Origin of the sequence: Caballeronia sp. NCF2 (assembly GCF_023631205.1) — a bacterium.
Taxonomy (GTDB): domain Bacteria; phylum Pseudomonadota; class Gammaproteobacteria; order Burkholderiales; family Burkholderiaceae; genus Caballeronia; species Caballeronia zhejiangensis.
Genome location: NZ_JALQDN010000048.1, coordinates 16,982 through 32,930 on the forward strand (window position 1 = coordinate 16,982; position 15,949 = coordinate 32,930).

The 15,949-nt window shown below is 65.1% G+C and carries 12 protein-coding genes; 10 read left to right on the forward strand and 2 right to left on the reverse strand.

Features of this window, described 5'->3' with window-relative positions; genetic code table 11:
- Positions 1-10 precede the first annotated feature (10 nt).
- From NCS02_RS15615 to NCS02_RS15655, 9 genes are all read left to right on the forward strand, one after another.
- Entirely contained in the window at positions 11-433 is a 423-nt protein-coding gene (locus NCS02_RS15615; RefSeq protein WP_008353807.1) for a GFA family protein, read from the forward strand.
- A gap of 7 nt (positions 434-440) precedes the next feature.
- A complete protein-coding gene (locus NCS02_RS15620) occupies positions 441-1,352 on the forward strand; it encodes a DUF72 domain-containing protein (RefSeq protein WP_250502779.1) in 912 nt (303 codons plus the stop codon).
- A 151-nt stretch (positions 1,353-1,503) separates the two neighbouring features.
- Complete coding sequence (locus NCS02_RS15625; protein WP_250435557.1) at positions 1,504-3,090, forward strand: S53 family peptidase; 1,587 nt, start codon at positions 1,504-1,506, stop codon at positions 3,088-3,090.
- Positions 3,091-3,133: 43 nt separating this feature from the next.
- On the forward strand, positions 3,134-4,831 hold the full coding sequence (locus NCS02_RS15630; protein WP_175979130.1) for a S10 family peptidase: 1,698 nt from the start codon (positions 3,134-3,136) through the stop codon (positions 4,829-4,831).
- Between the two features lie 931 nt (positions 4,832-5,762).
- Positions 5,763-7,883: a catalase HPII gene (gene katE, locus NCS02_RS15635; protein ID WP_250502780.1), complete on the forward strand. Its 2,121-nt coding sequence runs from the start codon at positions 5,763-5,765 to the stop codon at positions 7,881-7,883.
- Between the two features lie 110 nt (positions 7,884-7,993).
- Positions 7,994-11,257: an ATP-binding protein gene (locus tag NCS02_RS15640; protein ID WP_250502781.1), complete on the forward strand. Its 3,264-nt coding sequence runs from the start codon at positions 7,994-7,996 to the stop codon at positions 11,255-11,257.
- A gap of 125 nt (positions 11,258-11,382) precedes the next feature.
- Positions 11,383-11,916, forward strand: coding sequence for a hypothetical protein (locus tag NCS02_RS15645; RefSeq protein WP_008353800.1), 534 nt, complete (start codon positions 11,383-11,385; stop codon positions 11,914-11,916).
- A 227-nt stretch (positions 11,917-12,143) separates the two neighbouring features.
- A complete protein-coding gene (locus tag NCS02_RS15650; RefSeq protein WP_008353799.1) occupies positions 12,144-12,410 on the forward strand; it encodes a hypothetical protein in 267 nt (88 codons plus the stop codon).
- Positions 12,411-12,617: 207 nt separating this feature from the next.
- On the forward strand, positions 12,618-13,832 hold the full coding sequence (locus NCS02_RS15655; RefSeq protein WP_250502782.1) for a L,D-transpeptidase: 1,215 nt from the start codon (positions 12,618-12,620) through the stop codon (positions 13,830-13,832).
- A gap of 15 nt (positions 13,833-13,847) precedes the next feature.
- On the opposite strand, the gene NCS02_RS15660 is transcribed toward NCS02_RS15655, so the two are convergent.
- Both NCS02_RS15660 and NCS02_RS15665 read right to left on the reverse strand, forming a co-directional pair.
- Complete coding sequence (locus NCS02_RS15660; RefSeq protein WP_175979134.1) at positions 13,848-14,732, reverse strand: DMT family transporter; 885 nt, start codon at positions 14,730-14,732, stop codon at positions 13,848-13,850.
- Positions 14,733-14,819: 87 nt separating this feature from the next.
- Positions 14,820-15,005, reverse strand: coding sequence for a hypothetical protein (locus tag NCS02_RS15665; RefSeq protein WP_008353795.1), 186 nt, complete (start codon positions 15,003-15,005; stop codon positions 14,820-14,822).
- 181 nt (positions 15,006-15,186) lie between these two features.
- On the opposite strand from NCS02_RS15665, the gene NCS02_RS15670 reads away from it, so the two are divergent.
- Positions 15,187-15,942, forward strand: a complete 756-nt coding sequence (locus tag NCS02_RS15670) for a DeoR/GlpR family DNA-binding transcription regulator (protein ID WP_250458928.1) — start codon at positions 15,187-15,189, stop codon at positions 15,940-15,942.
- The last annotated feature ends 7 nt before the right edge of the window (positions 15,943-15,949 follow it).

The window sequence follows — 15,949 nt, forward strand, 5'->3', positions numbered from 1 at the left end:
GGAGAGATCGATGAGCGTTGAAAAGGACGAAACGCGGGCGGCTACGGTTCATGAAGGCGGATGCGCGTGCGGCGCGTTCCGCTTTCGCGCGACGGGCAAGCCCATTCGCGTCTGCATCTGCCACTGCACGACGTGCCGGCAAGTGCATGGCTCCGCCTTCGGAGCTTATGCGATTTACGCGCGCGGCAACGTGATGATGAGCGGCAGCCTTTCGACGTGGAAGAGTTCCGACGATGGCCGGCGGCACTTCTGCCCGGCGTGCGGCTCGGTCGCGTACATGGAATTCACGACGCGCGACGAAGTCGATCTGCCCATCGGCGCATTCGACGAAACCGGCGTCTTCGAGCCGACTTACGAGCTCTGGTGCAAGCATCGCGAGCCGTGGCTGCCGCAGGGCGCGCGGGCGGAATACGACGAAGGCCGTCCGCACTAGGCGCGCGATGACCGGGCGCATCCGCATCGGCATTTCGGGCTGGCGCTATGCCGGCTGGCGCGGCGTGTTCTATCCGAAAAAGCTCGCGCAGGCCCGCGAGCTCGATTTCGCGTCGCGCGCGGTCCAGACGGTCGAGATCAACGGATCGCATTATTCGCTGCAAAGCGTGACGAGCTATCGCGCGTGGCGCGACGCGACGCCCGATGGCTTCGTCTTCAGCGTGAAGGGGCCGCGCTATCTGACGCACATGCTGCGTTTTCGCGACGAAACGGCGATTCCGGCGATCTCGAACTTCTTCGCGTCCGGCGTGCTCGCGCTCGGCGACAAGCTCGGTCCGTTCCTCTGGCAGTTTCCGCCGAACTTTTCCTTCCGTCCCGAAGCCTTCGAACGCTTTCTCGAATTGCTGCCGAAGGATACGGTCGCCGCCGCGCGGCTCGCACAGGACCACGACACGCGCGTGAAAGACCCGTGGTTCGAGCCCGGAAGAAAGCGCGCGCTGCGGCACGCGATCGAGATCCGTCATCCGAGTTTCTGCACCGATGAATTCGTGCGGCTGCTGCGCAAACACGGCGCGGCGCTGGTCGTGTCGGATTCGGTGGCCGGCTGGCCCTATGCCGAAGATCTCACGTCCGACTTCACTTATTTGCGGCTTCACGGCAGCGAAACGCTTTATGGCGGCAGCTATAAGGACGAGGCGCTCGACGAATGGGCGCGCCGCATCGAATGCTGGGCGTCGGGCGGACAGATCGCCGACGCGCGGCTGATTTCATCGGCGAAAGCGCGGCCGCGCGCGGGCCGCGACGTCTTCTGCTACTTCGACAACGATCAGAAAGTGCGCGCCCCGTTCGACGCGCGACGCCTGATGGAGCGCCTCGGCATCGCGCTCCCCGCCGAGCCGCACATCGAGACGAAACGTTGAAGACCGGGACAGCTTTTGTCTCGCTGGAACTGCATGCTCTCGTCAACGGTCCGAGCAATTGCATTCGCGCCCGGAAAATAAGACGATAAGCGCGGGCAGCGGCAGGATCGAGAAACTTTGATTTTCATGGCCAACGAGGAGCATCGATACCATGACGAAGCAACCGGTCAGCGGCAGCGACAAGATTCATCCCGAAGGCGCGCAATGCATCGGCGACTGCGATCCGTCCGAACAGATCGAAGTCATCGTGATGCTGCGGCGCAAGGACGAGGCGGGCTTCAAGCAGATGATGGCGCGCATCGATTCCGGCGAAGCGCCCGCGCAAGCCGTATCGCGCGAGGAATTCGACAAACGTTTCACCGCCTCGGACGACGACATCGCCAAAGTGAAGGCGTTCGCGCAGCAGTACGGCCTGACGGTCGTGCGCGCGGAAACCGAAACGCGCAGCGTCGTGCTGAAAGGGACCATCGAACAATTCCAGAAGGCTTTCGACGTCAAGCTCGAACGCTTTCAACATCACAACATCGGCGAATATCGCGGACGCTCGGGGCCGGTGAAGGTGCCCGACGAAGTGCACGACGCCGTCACCGCCGTTCTCGGCCTCGACAGCAAGCCGCAGGCGCGTCCGCACTTTCGTTTCCGTCCGCCGTTCAAGCCGGCGCGCGGCGCGGCGAGCGCGTCGTTCACGCCGGTCGATCTCGCGCGTCTCTACGATTTCCCCGATGGCGACGGCGCGGGCCAATGCATCGCCATCATCGAGCTGGGCGGCGGCTATCGCGATGCCGATCTTTCCGCGTACTTCTCGAAGCTCGGCGTGAAGTCGCCGCAAGTCGTGTCGGTCGGCGTCGATGGCGGCAAGAACGCGCCCACGGGCAATCCGAACGGCCCGGACGGCGAGGTGACGCTCGATATCGAGGTCGCGGGCGCGGTGGCACCGGGCGCGCGCATCGCCGTGTACTTCGCGCCGAACAGCGACGCCGGTTTCGTCGATGCCGTCAATCGCGCGCTGCACGATTCCACCAACAAGCCTTCGGTCATATCCATCAGTTGGGGCGGGCCGGAGGCGAACTGGTCGTCGCAATCGATCGGCGCGTTCAACGACGTGCTGCAAAGCGCGGCCGCGCTCGGCGTGACGGTGTGCGCGGCATCGGGCGACAGCGGCTCGTCCGACGGCGCGGGCGACGGCGCGGATCACGTCGACTTTCCGGCGTCGAGCCCGTATGTGCTCGGCTGCGGCGGCACGAGCCTGAAGGCGTCGGCGACGGGCATCGCGAAGGAAGTCGTCTGGAACGACGGCGATCAGGGCGGCTCGGGCGGCGGCGGCGTGTCCGGCGTGTTCGCGCTGCCGGCGTGGCAGAAGGGTTTGTCGGTGATGCGTAACGGCAAGCAGACGGTGCTCGCGAAGCGCGGCGTGCCGGACGTTGCGGGCGACGCATCGCCGCTGACCGGCTATGAGGTGCTGATCGACGGCGAGGATACGGTCGTCGGCGGCACGAGCGCGGTCGCGCCGTTGTGGGCGGCGCTGATCGCGCGCATCAACGCGATCAACGGTTCGCCATCGGGCTTCGTCAATCCGAAGCTCTACACGGCGAAGACGGCGTTTCGCGACATCACGGAAGGCAACAACGGAAGTTTTTCCGCGGCGGCCGGCTGGGACGCGTGCACCGGCATGGGCAGTCCCGACGGCGCGAAGATCGCGGCCGCGTTGAAACCCGCGAAGTCTTTGAGCAAGGCGTAAGACAGTGAACAACAACCACGACGACGATTCTGGAGCGATCACGATGAACTCCGATCCACTGGCAGCGAGCGACAAACCTGCGAACGCGGAAGAACCGGCCTTGACCGCCGCCGCGAAGAAAGCGCCGAAGAAGACCACGACGGCGAAGAAGGATCAGCCGTATTTCGATCCGGTCGCGTACGGCAACGGTCCCGACGACGCCATCGCGGCGACCGAGGCCGACGAGAACGCGGCGATCACGCATCACAGCGTGACGATCGGCGGCGCGAAGATCGCTTATACGGCGACGGTCGGCCATCTCGTCACGGTCGATCCGAGCAGTTCGAAGCCGAGCGCGAAGATGTTCTACGTCGCGTTCACGAAAGACGGCGCGAAGGAAGAGGCGCGTCCGCTGACGTTCTTCTATAACGGCGGGCCGGGGTCGTCGTCGGTGTTCGTGTTGCTCGGCTCGTTCGCGCCGCGCCGCATCAAGACGGCGATGCCGGGCTTCACGCCGCCCGCGCCGTATCAGATGGAAGACAACCCGGACAGCCTGCTCGACCGCAGCGATCTCATCTTCATCAATCCGGTCGGCACGGGCTATTCGGCGGCGATCGCGCCGAACAAGAATCGCGATTTCTGGGGCGTCGATCAGGATGCGGGGTCGATCGCGCAGTTCATCAAGCGTTATCTGACGAAGAACAATCGCTGGAATTCGCCGAAGTTTCTGTTCGGCGAGTCGTACGGCACGGCGCGCAGTTGCGTGCTCGCGTACAAGCTGCATGAGGACGGCATCGATTTGAACGGCGTCACGCTGCAATCGTCGATTCTCGATTACGCGCAGGCGGGCAATCCTGTCGGCGCGTTGCCGACCGCCGCCGCCGACGCGTGGTATCACAAGAAACTCGGCGTGCATCCGACGCCGACCAACTTGCTGACGTTCGTGGAGGAAGTCGCGGAGTTCTCGCGCACGGATTATCTGAACGCGCTGCGCAAATTTCCGCAGACGGACGATGAAGTGGTCGAGAAGCTCTCCGAATACACGGGCATCGACCGCGCGACGTTGCTGGCGTGGAGTCTCGATATCGCGGCTTACGACAGCCGGGGGAATTCGCTTTTTCTCACGACGCTCTTGAAGTCGAAGGGCGAATCGCTCGGCTCCTACGATGGCCGCGTGACGGCGATATCGACGGGCATCGCGGGCAAGATCGATCCGAATTCGGGCGGCAACGATCCGACGATGACCGCGGTGAGCGGCGTCTACACGACGATGTGGAACAGCTATCTGAACGAGCAGTTGAAGTTCACGTCGACGTCGTCGTTCACGGACCTGAACGATCAGGCGTTCCTCAACTGGGACTTCAAGCATACGGACCCGACGGGCGAACAGAAGGGCCTGGATTCGAAGGGCAACATCATTCTCTACACGGCGGGCGATCTCGCCGCGGTGATGGCGCTGAACGTCGATCTGAAGGTGCTGGCCGCCAACGGGATGTACGACTTCGTGACGCCGTTCTATCAGACGATCATCGACTTGCAGCAGATGCCGCTGATCGACAAGACGGTGCGGCAGAATCTTTCGGCGACGTTTTATCCTTCCGGACACATGGTCTATCTCGATGGCGGATCGAGGACGCAGCTCAAGGCGGATCTCGCGAAGATGTACGACGAAGCGACCACGAATCATGCGGCTATGAGCCGGATCATTACGTTGCAGAAGACTACGGCGGATAAGTTGGGGGCGTTGTCGCCGGTGGGGTGATGGTTTGCTTTTACCGCGAGGCGGTGGGGTTCGGGGGTTTTTTGTTTTGTTGTCGCCGGATCCCGTATTCGTGTCGGCTCCGGTTTTTCGCCGGATCCCGTATTCGTGTCGGCTCCGGTTTTTCGCCGGATCCCGTTTTCTTAGTGGTCTATTAGCACTGCCCCTGTGCGGGGCGGCACTTACTTTCTTTGCTGCTGCAAAGAAAGTAAGCAAAGAAAGCAGCTTCCGATACGCCCGCGGTCACACGCAATTTGGGTAGTCCTCTCGTCGTTCGTGGGCTGCCTAAAGAGTGCCCTCATAGGCCCCATCGGGCTTGGCTCGCGCACGGTCTGCCACATCGCACCACACAACAAACTGGTTCAGCACCAAATAGCTCCAGCCCGCTTCGCGGCGGACCGGTCAATCGGGAATGCGCGTGCTTCGCTACTAACATCTTTATCGCACTGCGCGCGCAAACCGATGGTTTCCCTTGCACACCCCGCGGCAGCGCGTAGCGCTGTGCCGATGCTGTTTCGTGCTGAACCAGCGCCCTCGAAGTTATTGGTTGGCAGACCGTGTGCGAGCCAAGCCCGATTAGGTGTTTGAGGGCACTCTTTAGGCGAGTGCCGCCTGGGACGAGAGGACTACCCAAATTGCGTGTGACCGCGGGCCTGAAAAGCTGCTTTCTTTGCTTACTTTCTTTGCAGCAGCAAAGAAAGTGAGTGCCGCCCCGCACAGGGGCAGTGCTAATAGACCGCTAAGAAAACGGGATCCGGCGACTACAGCAAGGAAAGTGACTGCCGCCCCGCACAGGGGCAATGCTAATAGACCACAAAGAAAACGGGATCCGGCGAAAACAACCACGGCGAAAAGCACCCCCGCCCGGGAACATCAATTGCGATAGAGGACCGCAAGTCCTCACCCAAACCCCGGAGTCCGCAAAAAAATGGCAATGGAGAAGCAACCGCCCGAAGGCGGCGTAGCCCGCACCCCCTCGCAGAGCAACACCAACAAAAAAGTCGAATCCCTCGAAACGTTCCGCTCCGACGCGACCAACCAGGCCCTGACGACAAACCAGGGCGTCAAGATCGCCGATAACCAGAACACCCTGCGCGCCGGCGAACGCGGCCCTTCGTTGCTCGAAGACTTCATCATGCGTGAAAAAATCACGCACTTCGACCACGAGCGCATTCCGGAACGCATCGTCCACGCCCGAGGCTCGGCCGCTCACGGCGTCTTCAAGGTGTACGAATCGCAGGCCGAACTGACGAAGGCCGCCTTCCTGCAAGACCCGTCGAAGGAAACGCCCGTCTACGTGCGCTTCTCGACCGTGCAAGGCTCGCGCGGCTCAGCCGATACCGTTCGCGACGTGCGCGGCTTCGCCGTCAAGTTCTACACCGAAGAAGGCAATTTCGATCTCGTCGGCAACAACATGCCGGTATTCTTCATTCAGGACGCGATCAAGTTCCCCGACTTCGTCCACGCGGTCAAACCCGAGCCGCACAACGAAATGCCGCAAGGCGCATCCGCGCACGACACCTTCTGGGACTTCGTCTCGCTCGTGCCCGAATCGGCGCACATGGTGCTCTGGACCATGTCCGATCGCGCGATTCCCCGCAGCCTGCGCACGATGGAAGGCTTCGGCATCCACACCTTCCGCTTCATCAACGCGCAAGGCAAAGGACGCTTCGTCAAGTTCCACTGGCGGCCGACGATCGGCTCCGCATCGTTGCTCTGGGACGAAGCGCAGAAACTCGCGGGCAAGGATTCGGACTTCCATCGGCGGGATCTGTGGGAAGCGATCGACAACGGCGACTATCCCGAATGGGAACTTGGCGTGCAGATCGTCGAAGAAGAGGATGAACACAAGTTCGACTTCGATCTGCTCGATCCGACCAAGATCATTCCCGAAGAGCTCGTGCCGCTCAAGATGATCGGCAAGCTCACGCTGAATCGCAATCCCGACAACTTCTTCGCCGAAACCGAGCAGGTCGCGTTCTGCCCCGGGCACATCGTGCCGGGCATCGATTTCACCAACGATCCGCTGCTGCAAGGGCGTCTGTTCTCCTACACCGACACGCAGATCAGCCGGCTCGGCGGCCCGAACTTCCACGAAATTCCGATCAACCGGCCACTCGCGCCACTCGCCAACGGTCAGCGCGACGCGATGCATCGCCAGACGATCGACAAGGGACAGGCGTCCTACGAGCCGAATTCCATCGACGGCGGATGGCCGAAGGAAACCCCGCCCGCCGCATCGGGCGGCGGCTTCGAAAGCTACACGGAGCGCGTCGAAGGCTCGAAGATCCGCGTGCGCAGCCCGTCGTTCAAGGACCATTATTCGCAAGCCACGCTCTTCTGGAACAGCATGACCGATCCGGAAAAGGATCACATCGTCGGCGCGTATTCGTTCGAGTTGTCGAAGGTCGAGCGCAAGCACATCCGCGAGCGCCAGCTCGGCATTCTCGCGAACATCGATGAGACGCTCGCCGCGCGCGTCGCCGAGAATCTCGGCTTGCCCGCGCCGAAGAAGAACGCGAATGCCGACGAGCTCGGCAAGTCTTCGGTGACGGAATCGCCGGCGCTGTCGATCGTCGCGAAAACGAAGCCGTCAATCAAGACGCGCAAAGTCGCCATTCTCGCCGCGCCTGGCGCCGATGCCGCGAGCATCAAGGCCGTCCAGGACGCGCTGAAAGCCGAGGGCGCGCACGCAAAGGTCATCTCGCCGACGCTCGGCTCGCCCGCGCAAGGCATCGAGGCCGATGCGACCATCCTCGGCATGCCGTCGATCATGTTCGACGGCGTGATCGTCGCGGGCGGCAAGGACAGCGCGAAGACGCTGTCGGAATCCGGCGACGCGCGTCACTTCGTGCTCGAAGCGTTCAAGCATCTGAAGGCCATCGGCGCGATCGGCGACGGCGAGGACCTGCTCGCGGCCGCGCATCTGCCGGGCGGCGAGGAAGGCGTCGCCGTGGGCAGCGACGCGAATGCCGTGCTGAAGAGCTTCATCGAAGCGATGAGCAAGCATCGCGTGTGGTCGCGCGCGCAAAAGGCGGAGTCGGTGCCCGCCTGACGCGCGTTTCGCGCCGCGCAACGAAGCGCGGCTTCATGCGTCACGCCGTCGATATACGCGCCCGGGTGTTTTTGAGACACTAGCCGCACTCGGGTCCATCGGGGCGTGACGTGTTCAATCTAGCGCAGCATCGCGCCGGCGCCGGGCAGGGCGCGTGCGCTGTTCTCGCGTGTGTGCTCTGCATCGCGTGCGGGTTTGCGCATGCGAAGGAGTCCATCGTGATCGGCGCGGTGCCGGGCATGGCGCCGCCGCTCGACATGGCCGATTCGGTGAATCATTGTTCGGCGCGGCCGGGCTTGCCGCGCGGCATCTCGGCCGATTTTGCGAACGCCGTCGCGAGTGCGCTCGGAATCGATCCGGACTGGCGCTTCTTTCCCGACAGGCCGGCGATGATCGCGGCGCTCAGGCTCGGCGACATCGACATGGCGACGGGCGCGACAGGCGAAGACGCCGGCGAACCGCTCGCGTTCAGCCGCCCGTATCTGCCGACGAAGCTGATCTACGTCGAGCCGCTCCATTCCCATCCGCCGACGCATCGGCTTGCTTACGTGGCCGCGCAGACGTCGCCGGCGCGTCTGCGCGCGGCGTATCCATCGCTCGAACCCGTGGCTTATCCCGATCTGACCGGCGCGCTGCTCGCGGTGTCGCTCGGCGACGCGGACGCCTTCGTCGGCGACATGACCGTGGCCTCGTACACGATCGATCATTTCGATTTGCCGAACCTGACGATCACCGGTTTCGCGACCTTCGACGAAGGCGGCTACAGTTTCGCGTTCGCGCCCGGACGCGCCGACGCCGATGCGCTGCGCAAGCGCGTCGACGATGCGCTCGCCGCATTGCCGCCGAGCTTCGCGCTCGTGACGCACGAGCGCTGGCAGCCGGCGGCGTCCGCGATCACGCGCAACACGCCGATCCCGCTCACGCGCGAGGAAGCAGCGTGGATCGCGGCGCATCCCGTCGTGCATTATTCGATGCTCGCGCAGGCCGCGCCGCTGATGTTCCGCGATCAGCGCGGCAACGCGGCGGGCATCGCCGTCGATATCCTCGACGCGATCGCGCGCGTGACCGGCTTGCGCTTCGAGCCGCGCATACGCACGTCGATGGCGCAGTTGCGCGCCGATCTGAAGAGCGGCGCGTCCGCGATCGTGCCGTTCAGTCTCGGCGCGTTGTCGCCGTTGCCCGGCGGCGAGGCGACCACGCCGACGGGCGAAAGCATTTTTGCGATCGTGACCGCCGTGGGCCGTCCGCCCTTGCGCGACGCCGCCGCGCTCGCCGGCAAGCGCATCGCGATTCCGCACGATTGGCCGATCCTGAGCTTCGTGCGCGAGGATGCGCCGCAAGCGCGCATCGTCGATTCGAAACCGTTCGACGGTCCGTTTCGCGCCGTGGCCAACGGCGACGCCGATGCGGCCGTCGCCGATCTGCCTTTCGCCAATTACGCCGTGGGCAATCCGTTTCGCGGCACGCTCACGATCAGCGGCGTGCTGTCGACGAAGCCGATTCCGCACGGACTCATCGTCAGTGCGGGCGAGCCGGTGCTGCTCGGCATCCTGAATCGCGCGATCGCGAGCCTGCCGCCGCCGGAACTCGAATCGATCCGCACGCGCTGGAAGCTCGCCGAGCATCCCGAAATGATGTGGGAGCGCCGCCGTCCGCAAGTCGAGCTGGGCGCGCTGCTCGGCATTGCGCTTTTGCTCGCGCTCGCGGGCTGGGCGTTGACGCTGCGCGTGCAGATCGCGCGACGGATCGCCGCCGAACGCGCCATGCGCGCCGCGAAGGAAGAGGCGGAAACGGCGAATCGCGCGAAATCGACGTTCCTCGCGACGATGAGCCACGAAATCCGCACGCCGATGAACGCCGTGCTCGGCCTGCTGGAAATGGAGCTGCGTGCGCCCGGCGAGCGCGCCGCGACCAAGCGCGCGCTGTCGACCGCGCATCACGCCGCGCGCGATCTGCTCGGCATGATCGACGATCTGCTCGACGTCGCGAAGATCGAGGCCGAGCGCCTCGTGCTCGCGCCCGCGCCGCTCGAGCTCGAATCGTGGATCGCGGGCGTCGCGGCGATCTACGAGCCGGCCGCCCGCGCTAAGGGCATCGCGCTCGTCGTGAAGCGGCTTTCCGGCGACGGTCCCGTCTGGATTCTTGCCGATGGTCAGCGTTTACGGCAGATCGTCGGCAATCTGCTCTCGAATGCGATCAAGTTCACCGATACCGGCGCGGTCACGCTCGAACACGACGTCGCGCCGGCGCTGGACGGCAGGCGCGCGGTGACGCTCGCGGTGTCCGATACGGGCATCGGCATCGCGCCCGGGAAGCAGGCGCTGCTGTTCACGCCGTTCGTGCAGACGCACGATGGCCGTGCGCGCAGCGTCGGTGGCACCGGCCTCGGCCTCACGATCAGCAAGCGGCTCGTCGAGATGATGGGCGGCGCGATCGAGCTGGCGAGCGAGCCGGGGCGCGGCACGCGCTTCACCGTGCGGCTCGATTTGCCCGAGGCGGATGCCGTCGCGTGCGCCGCCGATGCGCCGGCCGTGGAGACGGGCGTATCGGCGGTATCGCTTGCGGGCTTGCGCGTGCTCGTCGTCGACGATCATCCGGCGAACCGCATCGTGCTCGACGGACAAATCCGGCTGCTCGGCGGCGTCGCGCAACTGGCCGTAGACGGCAAGAGCGCGCTCGCACGCTGGCGCGCCGCGCCGCACGCCGTCGACGTGATTCTGACCGACTGCTCGATGCCCGAAATGAGCGGCGAGGAACTGGCCCGCACGATTCGCGAGGACGAAGCGAAGCATCCGGCGACGCGCGCCGTGCCGATCATCGGCCTGACAGCGAACGCGCAGCCCGAGGCGGCATTGCGCGCGGTCGCATCGGGCATGAACGCGTGCCTCGTGAAGCCGCTCGGCCTCGACGCGCTGCGCGAGGCCTTGCTCGCCGCGACGCGCGACGGCCGCGTGCCGGTTGCAGCGCCGGTCGCATCGGCGACGCGCGAATCCGGCGAGCCGGTTCTGAATGCGGCGTTGCTCGCCGGTTTCGGCGAGCAGGCCGGGACGCTCGTCGATACGCTGAAATCCGCGAACGCGAGCGATCTCGCCGGTGCGCACGCCGCGTTCGCCGACAACGACCACGCCTTGCTGCGCGACATCGCCCATCGCATGAAGGGCGCGGCGGCGGTGATCGGCGCGGCGTCGTTCATGCGCGCGTGCGTCACGTTGCAGCGCGACTGCGAACTGGCGGTCGACGACGATCGCAACGGCGAGGACGATGCGCGCATCGCGGCATCGTTCGCGGCGTTCGTCGCGGCGGCCGAGGCGCTCGATGCGGCGCTCGACGCGGCGTCGGCATCGGTTTGTCCGGCGTCCGGCGCGTCGACGTGACGCGGCTTCGCGGATCGCGAGCAACTCTTCGCGTGCGGCGCGCGTTTCGTGTGCTTTAATTGAACCTCCGATCATCTTGAAAACAAGCGGCGGACCGAGGCCGCGATCGATGGCGCACGAAACGCATGAGTCGAAGGGATACCGGGTTCACCGAGGAACCGAAACCGGGCGCGCGCCGCGCCCGCCGGGCCGCGCGCGCGGCGCTCGCGTGCTGCTGCGCGATGCTCGCATGCGTGCCCGGCACGCCGCGCGCCCAGCGCGCCGAATGGCTCGATGCGCGCGTCACGCAGGCGACCATCGTCGATACGATCTGCATTCCGGGTTACGTCGACCGCGTGCTGCCGTCGTTTGAAATCCAGATGCGTCAGAAGGAGCGGCTGCTCAAGCAGCGCAGCATCGATCCGTCGTTCGCGTCGGAATACGCGCTCGATCATCGTATGCCGGTGCTGCTCGGCGGCTCGCCCAACTCGCCCGCGAATCTCGATCTGCGCCGCTGGGAAGGGCGCGAGGGCCAGCGCCGAAAGGAACGGCTCGCGGTGTACCTGAAGCGCTGCGTCTGCACCGGCGACATGACGCTGAAAGAAGCGCAAACCGCAATGGCGGGCGACTGGCCGAATCGGTATCCGAATCTTTCCAGCATGACCTGTACGGGCCTGTAACGATGCGTTCGGCTTATCCGTCCGATTTAGAACATTTATTGAAATAGGCGGAATGTCGCATCACACGCGCCATTAACGGGATTAGTATGGAGCTATCTCGAAATTAGTCCTGGAGTCGCCATGATGCTCGCGTATGTGTCCCTCTTCGTTGTCGGTACGCTCGCGGCGCGGATGATCGCGAGGCAGAGCCGGCGGCCTGTTTTCGCACGCGCAAGAAGGTGACGGCGATGAACCTGCTCGTCTGGAATCTTCCTCAACGCTGCGCCGCGCGCGACGTGCGGCGATTTCTCGAGCACGAACTCGGGCAGTATGCGAGCGACATCGAAGTTCACGGCGCGGGCACCGCTCACGCCTACGCGACCGCCAGGCTCGCGACCGATGTGCCTTACATCGGCGAGGCGATCGCCCAGAAGCTGTGCCATCAGCGCTTTCACGACGAACCTTTGCGTGCCCGGGCTTCCGCGTCCGGCGACGCCTCCATCCGTCTGCATTGATGTTTCCGCTGCGCCGCGCATCGTCGCGCGTGCGGTCGGAACGAACTTTGCTGCGCTTCCGTTGACGAACCTCAAGTAGCGGCGAAGCCGGCGCGTCGTGCGCGCCGGCTTTTTTGTCGATGCGCGCAGTCTCGCGCATGGGCCGCTCGAACCGGGCGATCCGGTGGATCGTCCGTTGGCGAATGGCAGAGCGGATCAATCAAATCAATGCATCAGGCAGGAAAGAGCAGGACGAACAAGACGCCGATCGGCGCAAGGTTTCTCGTGTGCGCGGCGGCGGGCGCGCTTCTTTCGATCTCGACGGCGGCTCGCGCGCAGCCTCAGGCGGCCTCGGGCGCATCGGGAGCGGTCGCGCAGGGACGCGTGACGGCGTTGCCCGTCGCGCCCGTGGCCCGCTCTATCCCGGTGCCGCCGATGCCGCAGGGCGCAAGCATTCCGCAAGCCGCGAGCGCGCCCGAGCGCGCGCTTCCCGCCATGCCCGTGCCGATGCCCGCGCAACCGGCTCCGGAGGCGTCGGCTGCATCGGCTGCATCGGCGGCGAGCGCAGCCAGCGCGGCATCGGCGGCGAGCGCGGCATCGGAAGCGGCCGTGCCCGAAGTGCCCTTGCCGCCGGAAACACCCGAGCCGAATCTCGCCCAGCGCAGCGGCATGCAGCCGGCCGGCGCGTATGCGATGCGGCAGACCTTCGCGAAGGAAGTCGATCGGCGGCTCAATGTGCCCGTCGCGGATCAGCAGGGCTACGGCCGTCTGCTGCAACGTACGCTGGAAGAAGACGGTCACGGCGGCCTCGTCAACGAATTCGTCGTGATGGTCGATCGCAGCGCGAACGTGCAGGCGATCTTCGTCTATTTCCGCGCGAAGGCCGACGATGCGTGGTCGATGATCGGCGCATCGCCGGTATCGACGGGGCGTCCCGGCAGTTACGATCACTTCCTCACGCCGCTCGGCGTCTTCCAGCATGTGCCGGGCAACATGGACTTTCGCGCCGAGGGCACGCTCAACGAGTTCAAGATTCGCGGCTACGGCGCGCGCGACATGCGTATCTACGATTTCGGCTGGGCCGAAGGCGAGCGCGGCTGGGGCCACGGCGGCAAGTCGCCGATGCGCTTCCAGATGCACGCCACCGATCCCGAGAAACTGGAGCCGCTGCTCGGCATGCGGCATTCGAAGGGCTGCGTGCGGATTCCGTCGACGCTCAACACGTTCTTCGATCATCACGGCATTCTCGATGCGCAATACGAGGCGCGCGTATCCGAAGGCCAGTCGATGTGGGTGCTGAAGGCCACGCGCAAGACGACGCCCTGGGCGGGGCATTATCTCGTCGTCGTCGATACCGGAAGGAAGACGCGGCCCGCGTGGGCGCCGGGTCCGGGCAAGGCGGTGCGCGAGCACATCCCGGCGGGCGCGGACACGGTCGATTGAGGCGTGCCGGGCGTGCTATTTCGAGCGCGCGAGCAGCACGCCCGCGAGCGCGACGCCGAAGCCCGCGAGCTGCATCGCGTCGAGCGTCTCGCCGAATGCGAGATAGCTTTCGAGCGCGGCGAGCGGCGGCGCGAGAAAGAGCAGGGCGGTCGCGCGCGATGCGTCGCCGCGACGGACCATCCATACGAGCAGCGTCGTCGCGACGCCCGAGAGCATCACGATGCCCCACGCGAGCGCGAGCCACGTCGTCGTGGAGACGATGAAGCGATGCTCGCCTAGCGCGATCACGAGCACGAGCGCGACGATCGTCGCGCCCGCGTTCTGCAACGCGCTGGCGCTGCGGATATCGGCGCGCGCGAGCGAAGTCTTCTGATACAGCGTGCCCGCGGTGATCGCGACGACGGCGAGCACGGCGATCGTCGCGACGAGCCATTGCGGCGCGTGTCCGGACGATGCGTGCGTGACGGGCGCGCCGCTCGCCGCGATCTTCGGCGCGAGCACGAGCGCGACGCCGAAGAGGCCGAGCACGAGCCCGCTCCATGCGCGCGGCGAGAGCCGTTCACCGAAGAGCCGCGCGGCGACGGCGGCGGTCAGAAGCGGTTGCAGCGCGCCGAGCAGCGCCATGATGCCCGCACCCATGCCTTGCGCGACGGCCCAGTAGCCCGCGCCGAGATAGACGCCTTGCAGCAGCGCGCCGGCGAACAGATGCCGGCCGATGTCCCCGCCTTTCGGCCATGGCGCGCGCGTGACGACGGCGATTGCGAGAAACAGCAGCGTCGTGCCGCCGAAGCGCGCGAGCAAATAGAGATTCGGATCGACGTAGGGCGTGATCGCCCTTGCGACGATGAAACCCGTCGACCAGAGAAACACGAAGACGGGCGCGGCGAGAATCGAGACCATGTGAGGCAAGCGGCGAAACGAAATGCCGCAGTATCGGCCGGAACGCTTGCGCGCGTCTTGTCTAACCGTGCACTTCGGCGCGGCGCGTCATTCGATGGTGAACGTATCGAGCGGCTGATTGGCGCGCGCTTCGCCCTCGAAACGCCGCGATAGTTGCGCATGCAAGCGCTTTGCCTCGTCGAGTGTGAGGTCGATCCAGTAGGGATCGCCAGCCGCGTCGTTCAGACGTTCGGGAGGGAACTGGATTTCGATCACCACGCCTTTCTTGTACATCGTGTTGCCTCGTTCAAAGCTCGTGCATAAGGCACTAAGTCTAGCGGAGGCGTGCTTGTCGATTGCGTACCCGGGGGAAAGAATTCATTGCGCGTCGTGGCTTGACGAATCGCGCTTGCCAGAGAAATGCCACATAGGGCCGCTAAGCTCCGCACGCCGCCTTGCCTTTCTTCATCGAACGATGCTCGCCGAACAACGTCACCAGTACATCCTCTCCGAATTGGACAAGCATGGCGCGCTCGCGGTGGCGGATCTCGTGCGTGCGTTGTCGGTGTCGCGCGAGACGGTGCGGCGCGATCTTAACGCGCTCGCCGGACGCGGGCTCGTGACGACGACGCATGGCGGCGCGTTATCGGTCGACCGGCGCGAGCCGCACGTCGATGTGCGCGAAGCCGAGAACGCGGCGGCGAAACATGCGATCGGCGTGCGCGCGGCGGCGTTCGTGCCGGACGGGGCGTCGCTCGTCATCGATTCGGGAAGCACGACGCAGGCGGTGGCGCGTGCGTTGGGGCAGCGGCATCGGCTGACGGTGTATACGAACGACTGGCGTATCGCGATGTTGCTGGCGCGGCGCAATGGCAATCGCGTGACTTTGCTGGGTGGCGAGATCGCCGATCTCGAAGATGCGACGTTCGGGCTCGATACCATTCAGCAGCTTGCGCAGTATCACGCGGATTTTGCTTTCGTCGGGGCGGGGGGGATTACGAATGACGCGCATCTGACGGATTATTCGCGGCTCGCCGCTGAGGTGCGCGGGAGCATGATCGCGTCTGCTGCGTGTCCGGTCGTGGTTGCTGATTGCTCGAAGTTCGGCCTGGTTTTGCCAGTTAGGATCGCCGGGTTCGAGGCGGTTCGGTTTCTGGTGTGTGAAGCTCTGCCTGAGCGGGGGGTCCGAAGGGCGCTGGCCGCGCGGGGGCTTGAGGTCGTTGTTGCTTGATTTTTGT

What these genes read in the sequence shown, in the direction of transcription:
- NCS02_RS15665 (WP_008353795.1), bottom strand. Translation starts at nt 15,005, where the DNA reads ATGTACAAGAAAGGCGTGGTGATCGAAATCCAGTTCCCTCCCGAACGT.
- NCS02_RS15620 (WP_250502779.1), top strand. Translation starts at nt 441, where the DNA reads ATGACCGGGCGCATCCGCATCGGCATTTCGGGCTGGCGCTATGCCGGC.
- NCS02_RS15630 (WP_175979130.1), top strand. Translation starts at nt 3,134, where the DNA reads ATGAACTCCGATCCACTGGCAGCGAGCGACAAACCTGCGAACGCGGAA.
- NCS02_RS15655 (WP_250502782.1), top strand. Translation starts at nt 12,618, where the DNA reads ATGCATCAGGCAGGAAAGAGCAGGACGAACAAGACGCCGATCGGCGCA.
- NCS02_RS15670 (WP_250458928.1), top strand. Translation starts at nt 15,187, where the DNA reads ATGCTCGCCGAACAACGTCACCAGTACATCCTCTCCGAATTGGACAAG.
- NCS02_RS15660 (WP_175979134.1), bottom strand. Translation starts at nt 14,732, where the DNA reads ATGGTCTCGATTCTCGCCGCGCCCGTCTTCGTGTTTCTCTGGTCGACG.
- NCS02_RS15625 (WP_250435557.1), top strand. Translation starts at nt 1,504, where the DNA reads ATGACGAAGCAACCGGTCAGCGGCAGCGACAAGATTCATCCCGAAGGC.
- NCS02_RS15645 (WP_008353800.1), top strand. Translation starts at nt 11,383, where the DNA reads ATGAGTCGAAGGGATACCGGGTTCACCGAGGAACCGAAACCGGGCGCG.
- NCS02_RS15615 (WP_008353807.1), top strand. Translation starts at nt 11, where the DNA reads ATGAGCGTTGAAAAGGACGAAACGCGGGCGGCTACGGTTCATGAAGGC.
- katE (WP_250502780.1), top strand. Translation starts at nt 5,763, where the DNA reads ATGGAGAAGCAACCGCCCGAAGGCGGCGTAGCCCGCACCCCCTCGCAG.
- NCS02_RS15650 (WP_008353799.1), top strand. Translation starts at nt 12,144, where the DNA reads ATGAACCTGCTCGTCTGGAATCTTCCTCAACGCTGCGCCGCGCGCGAC.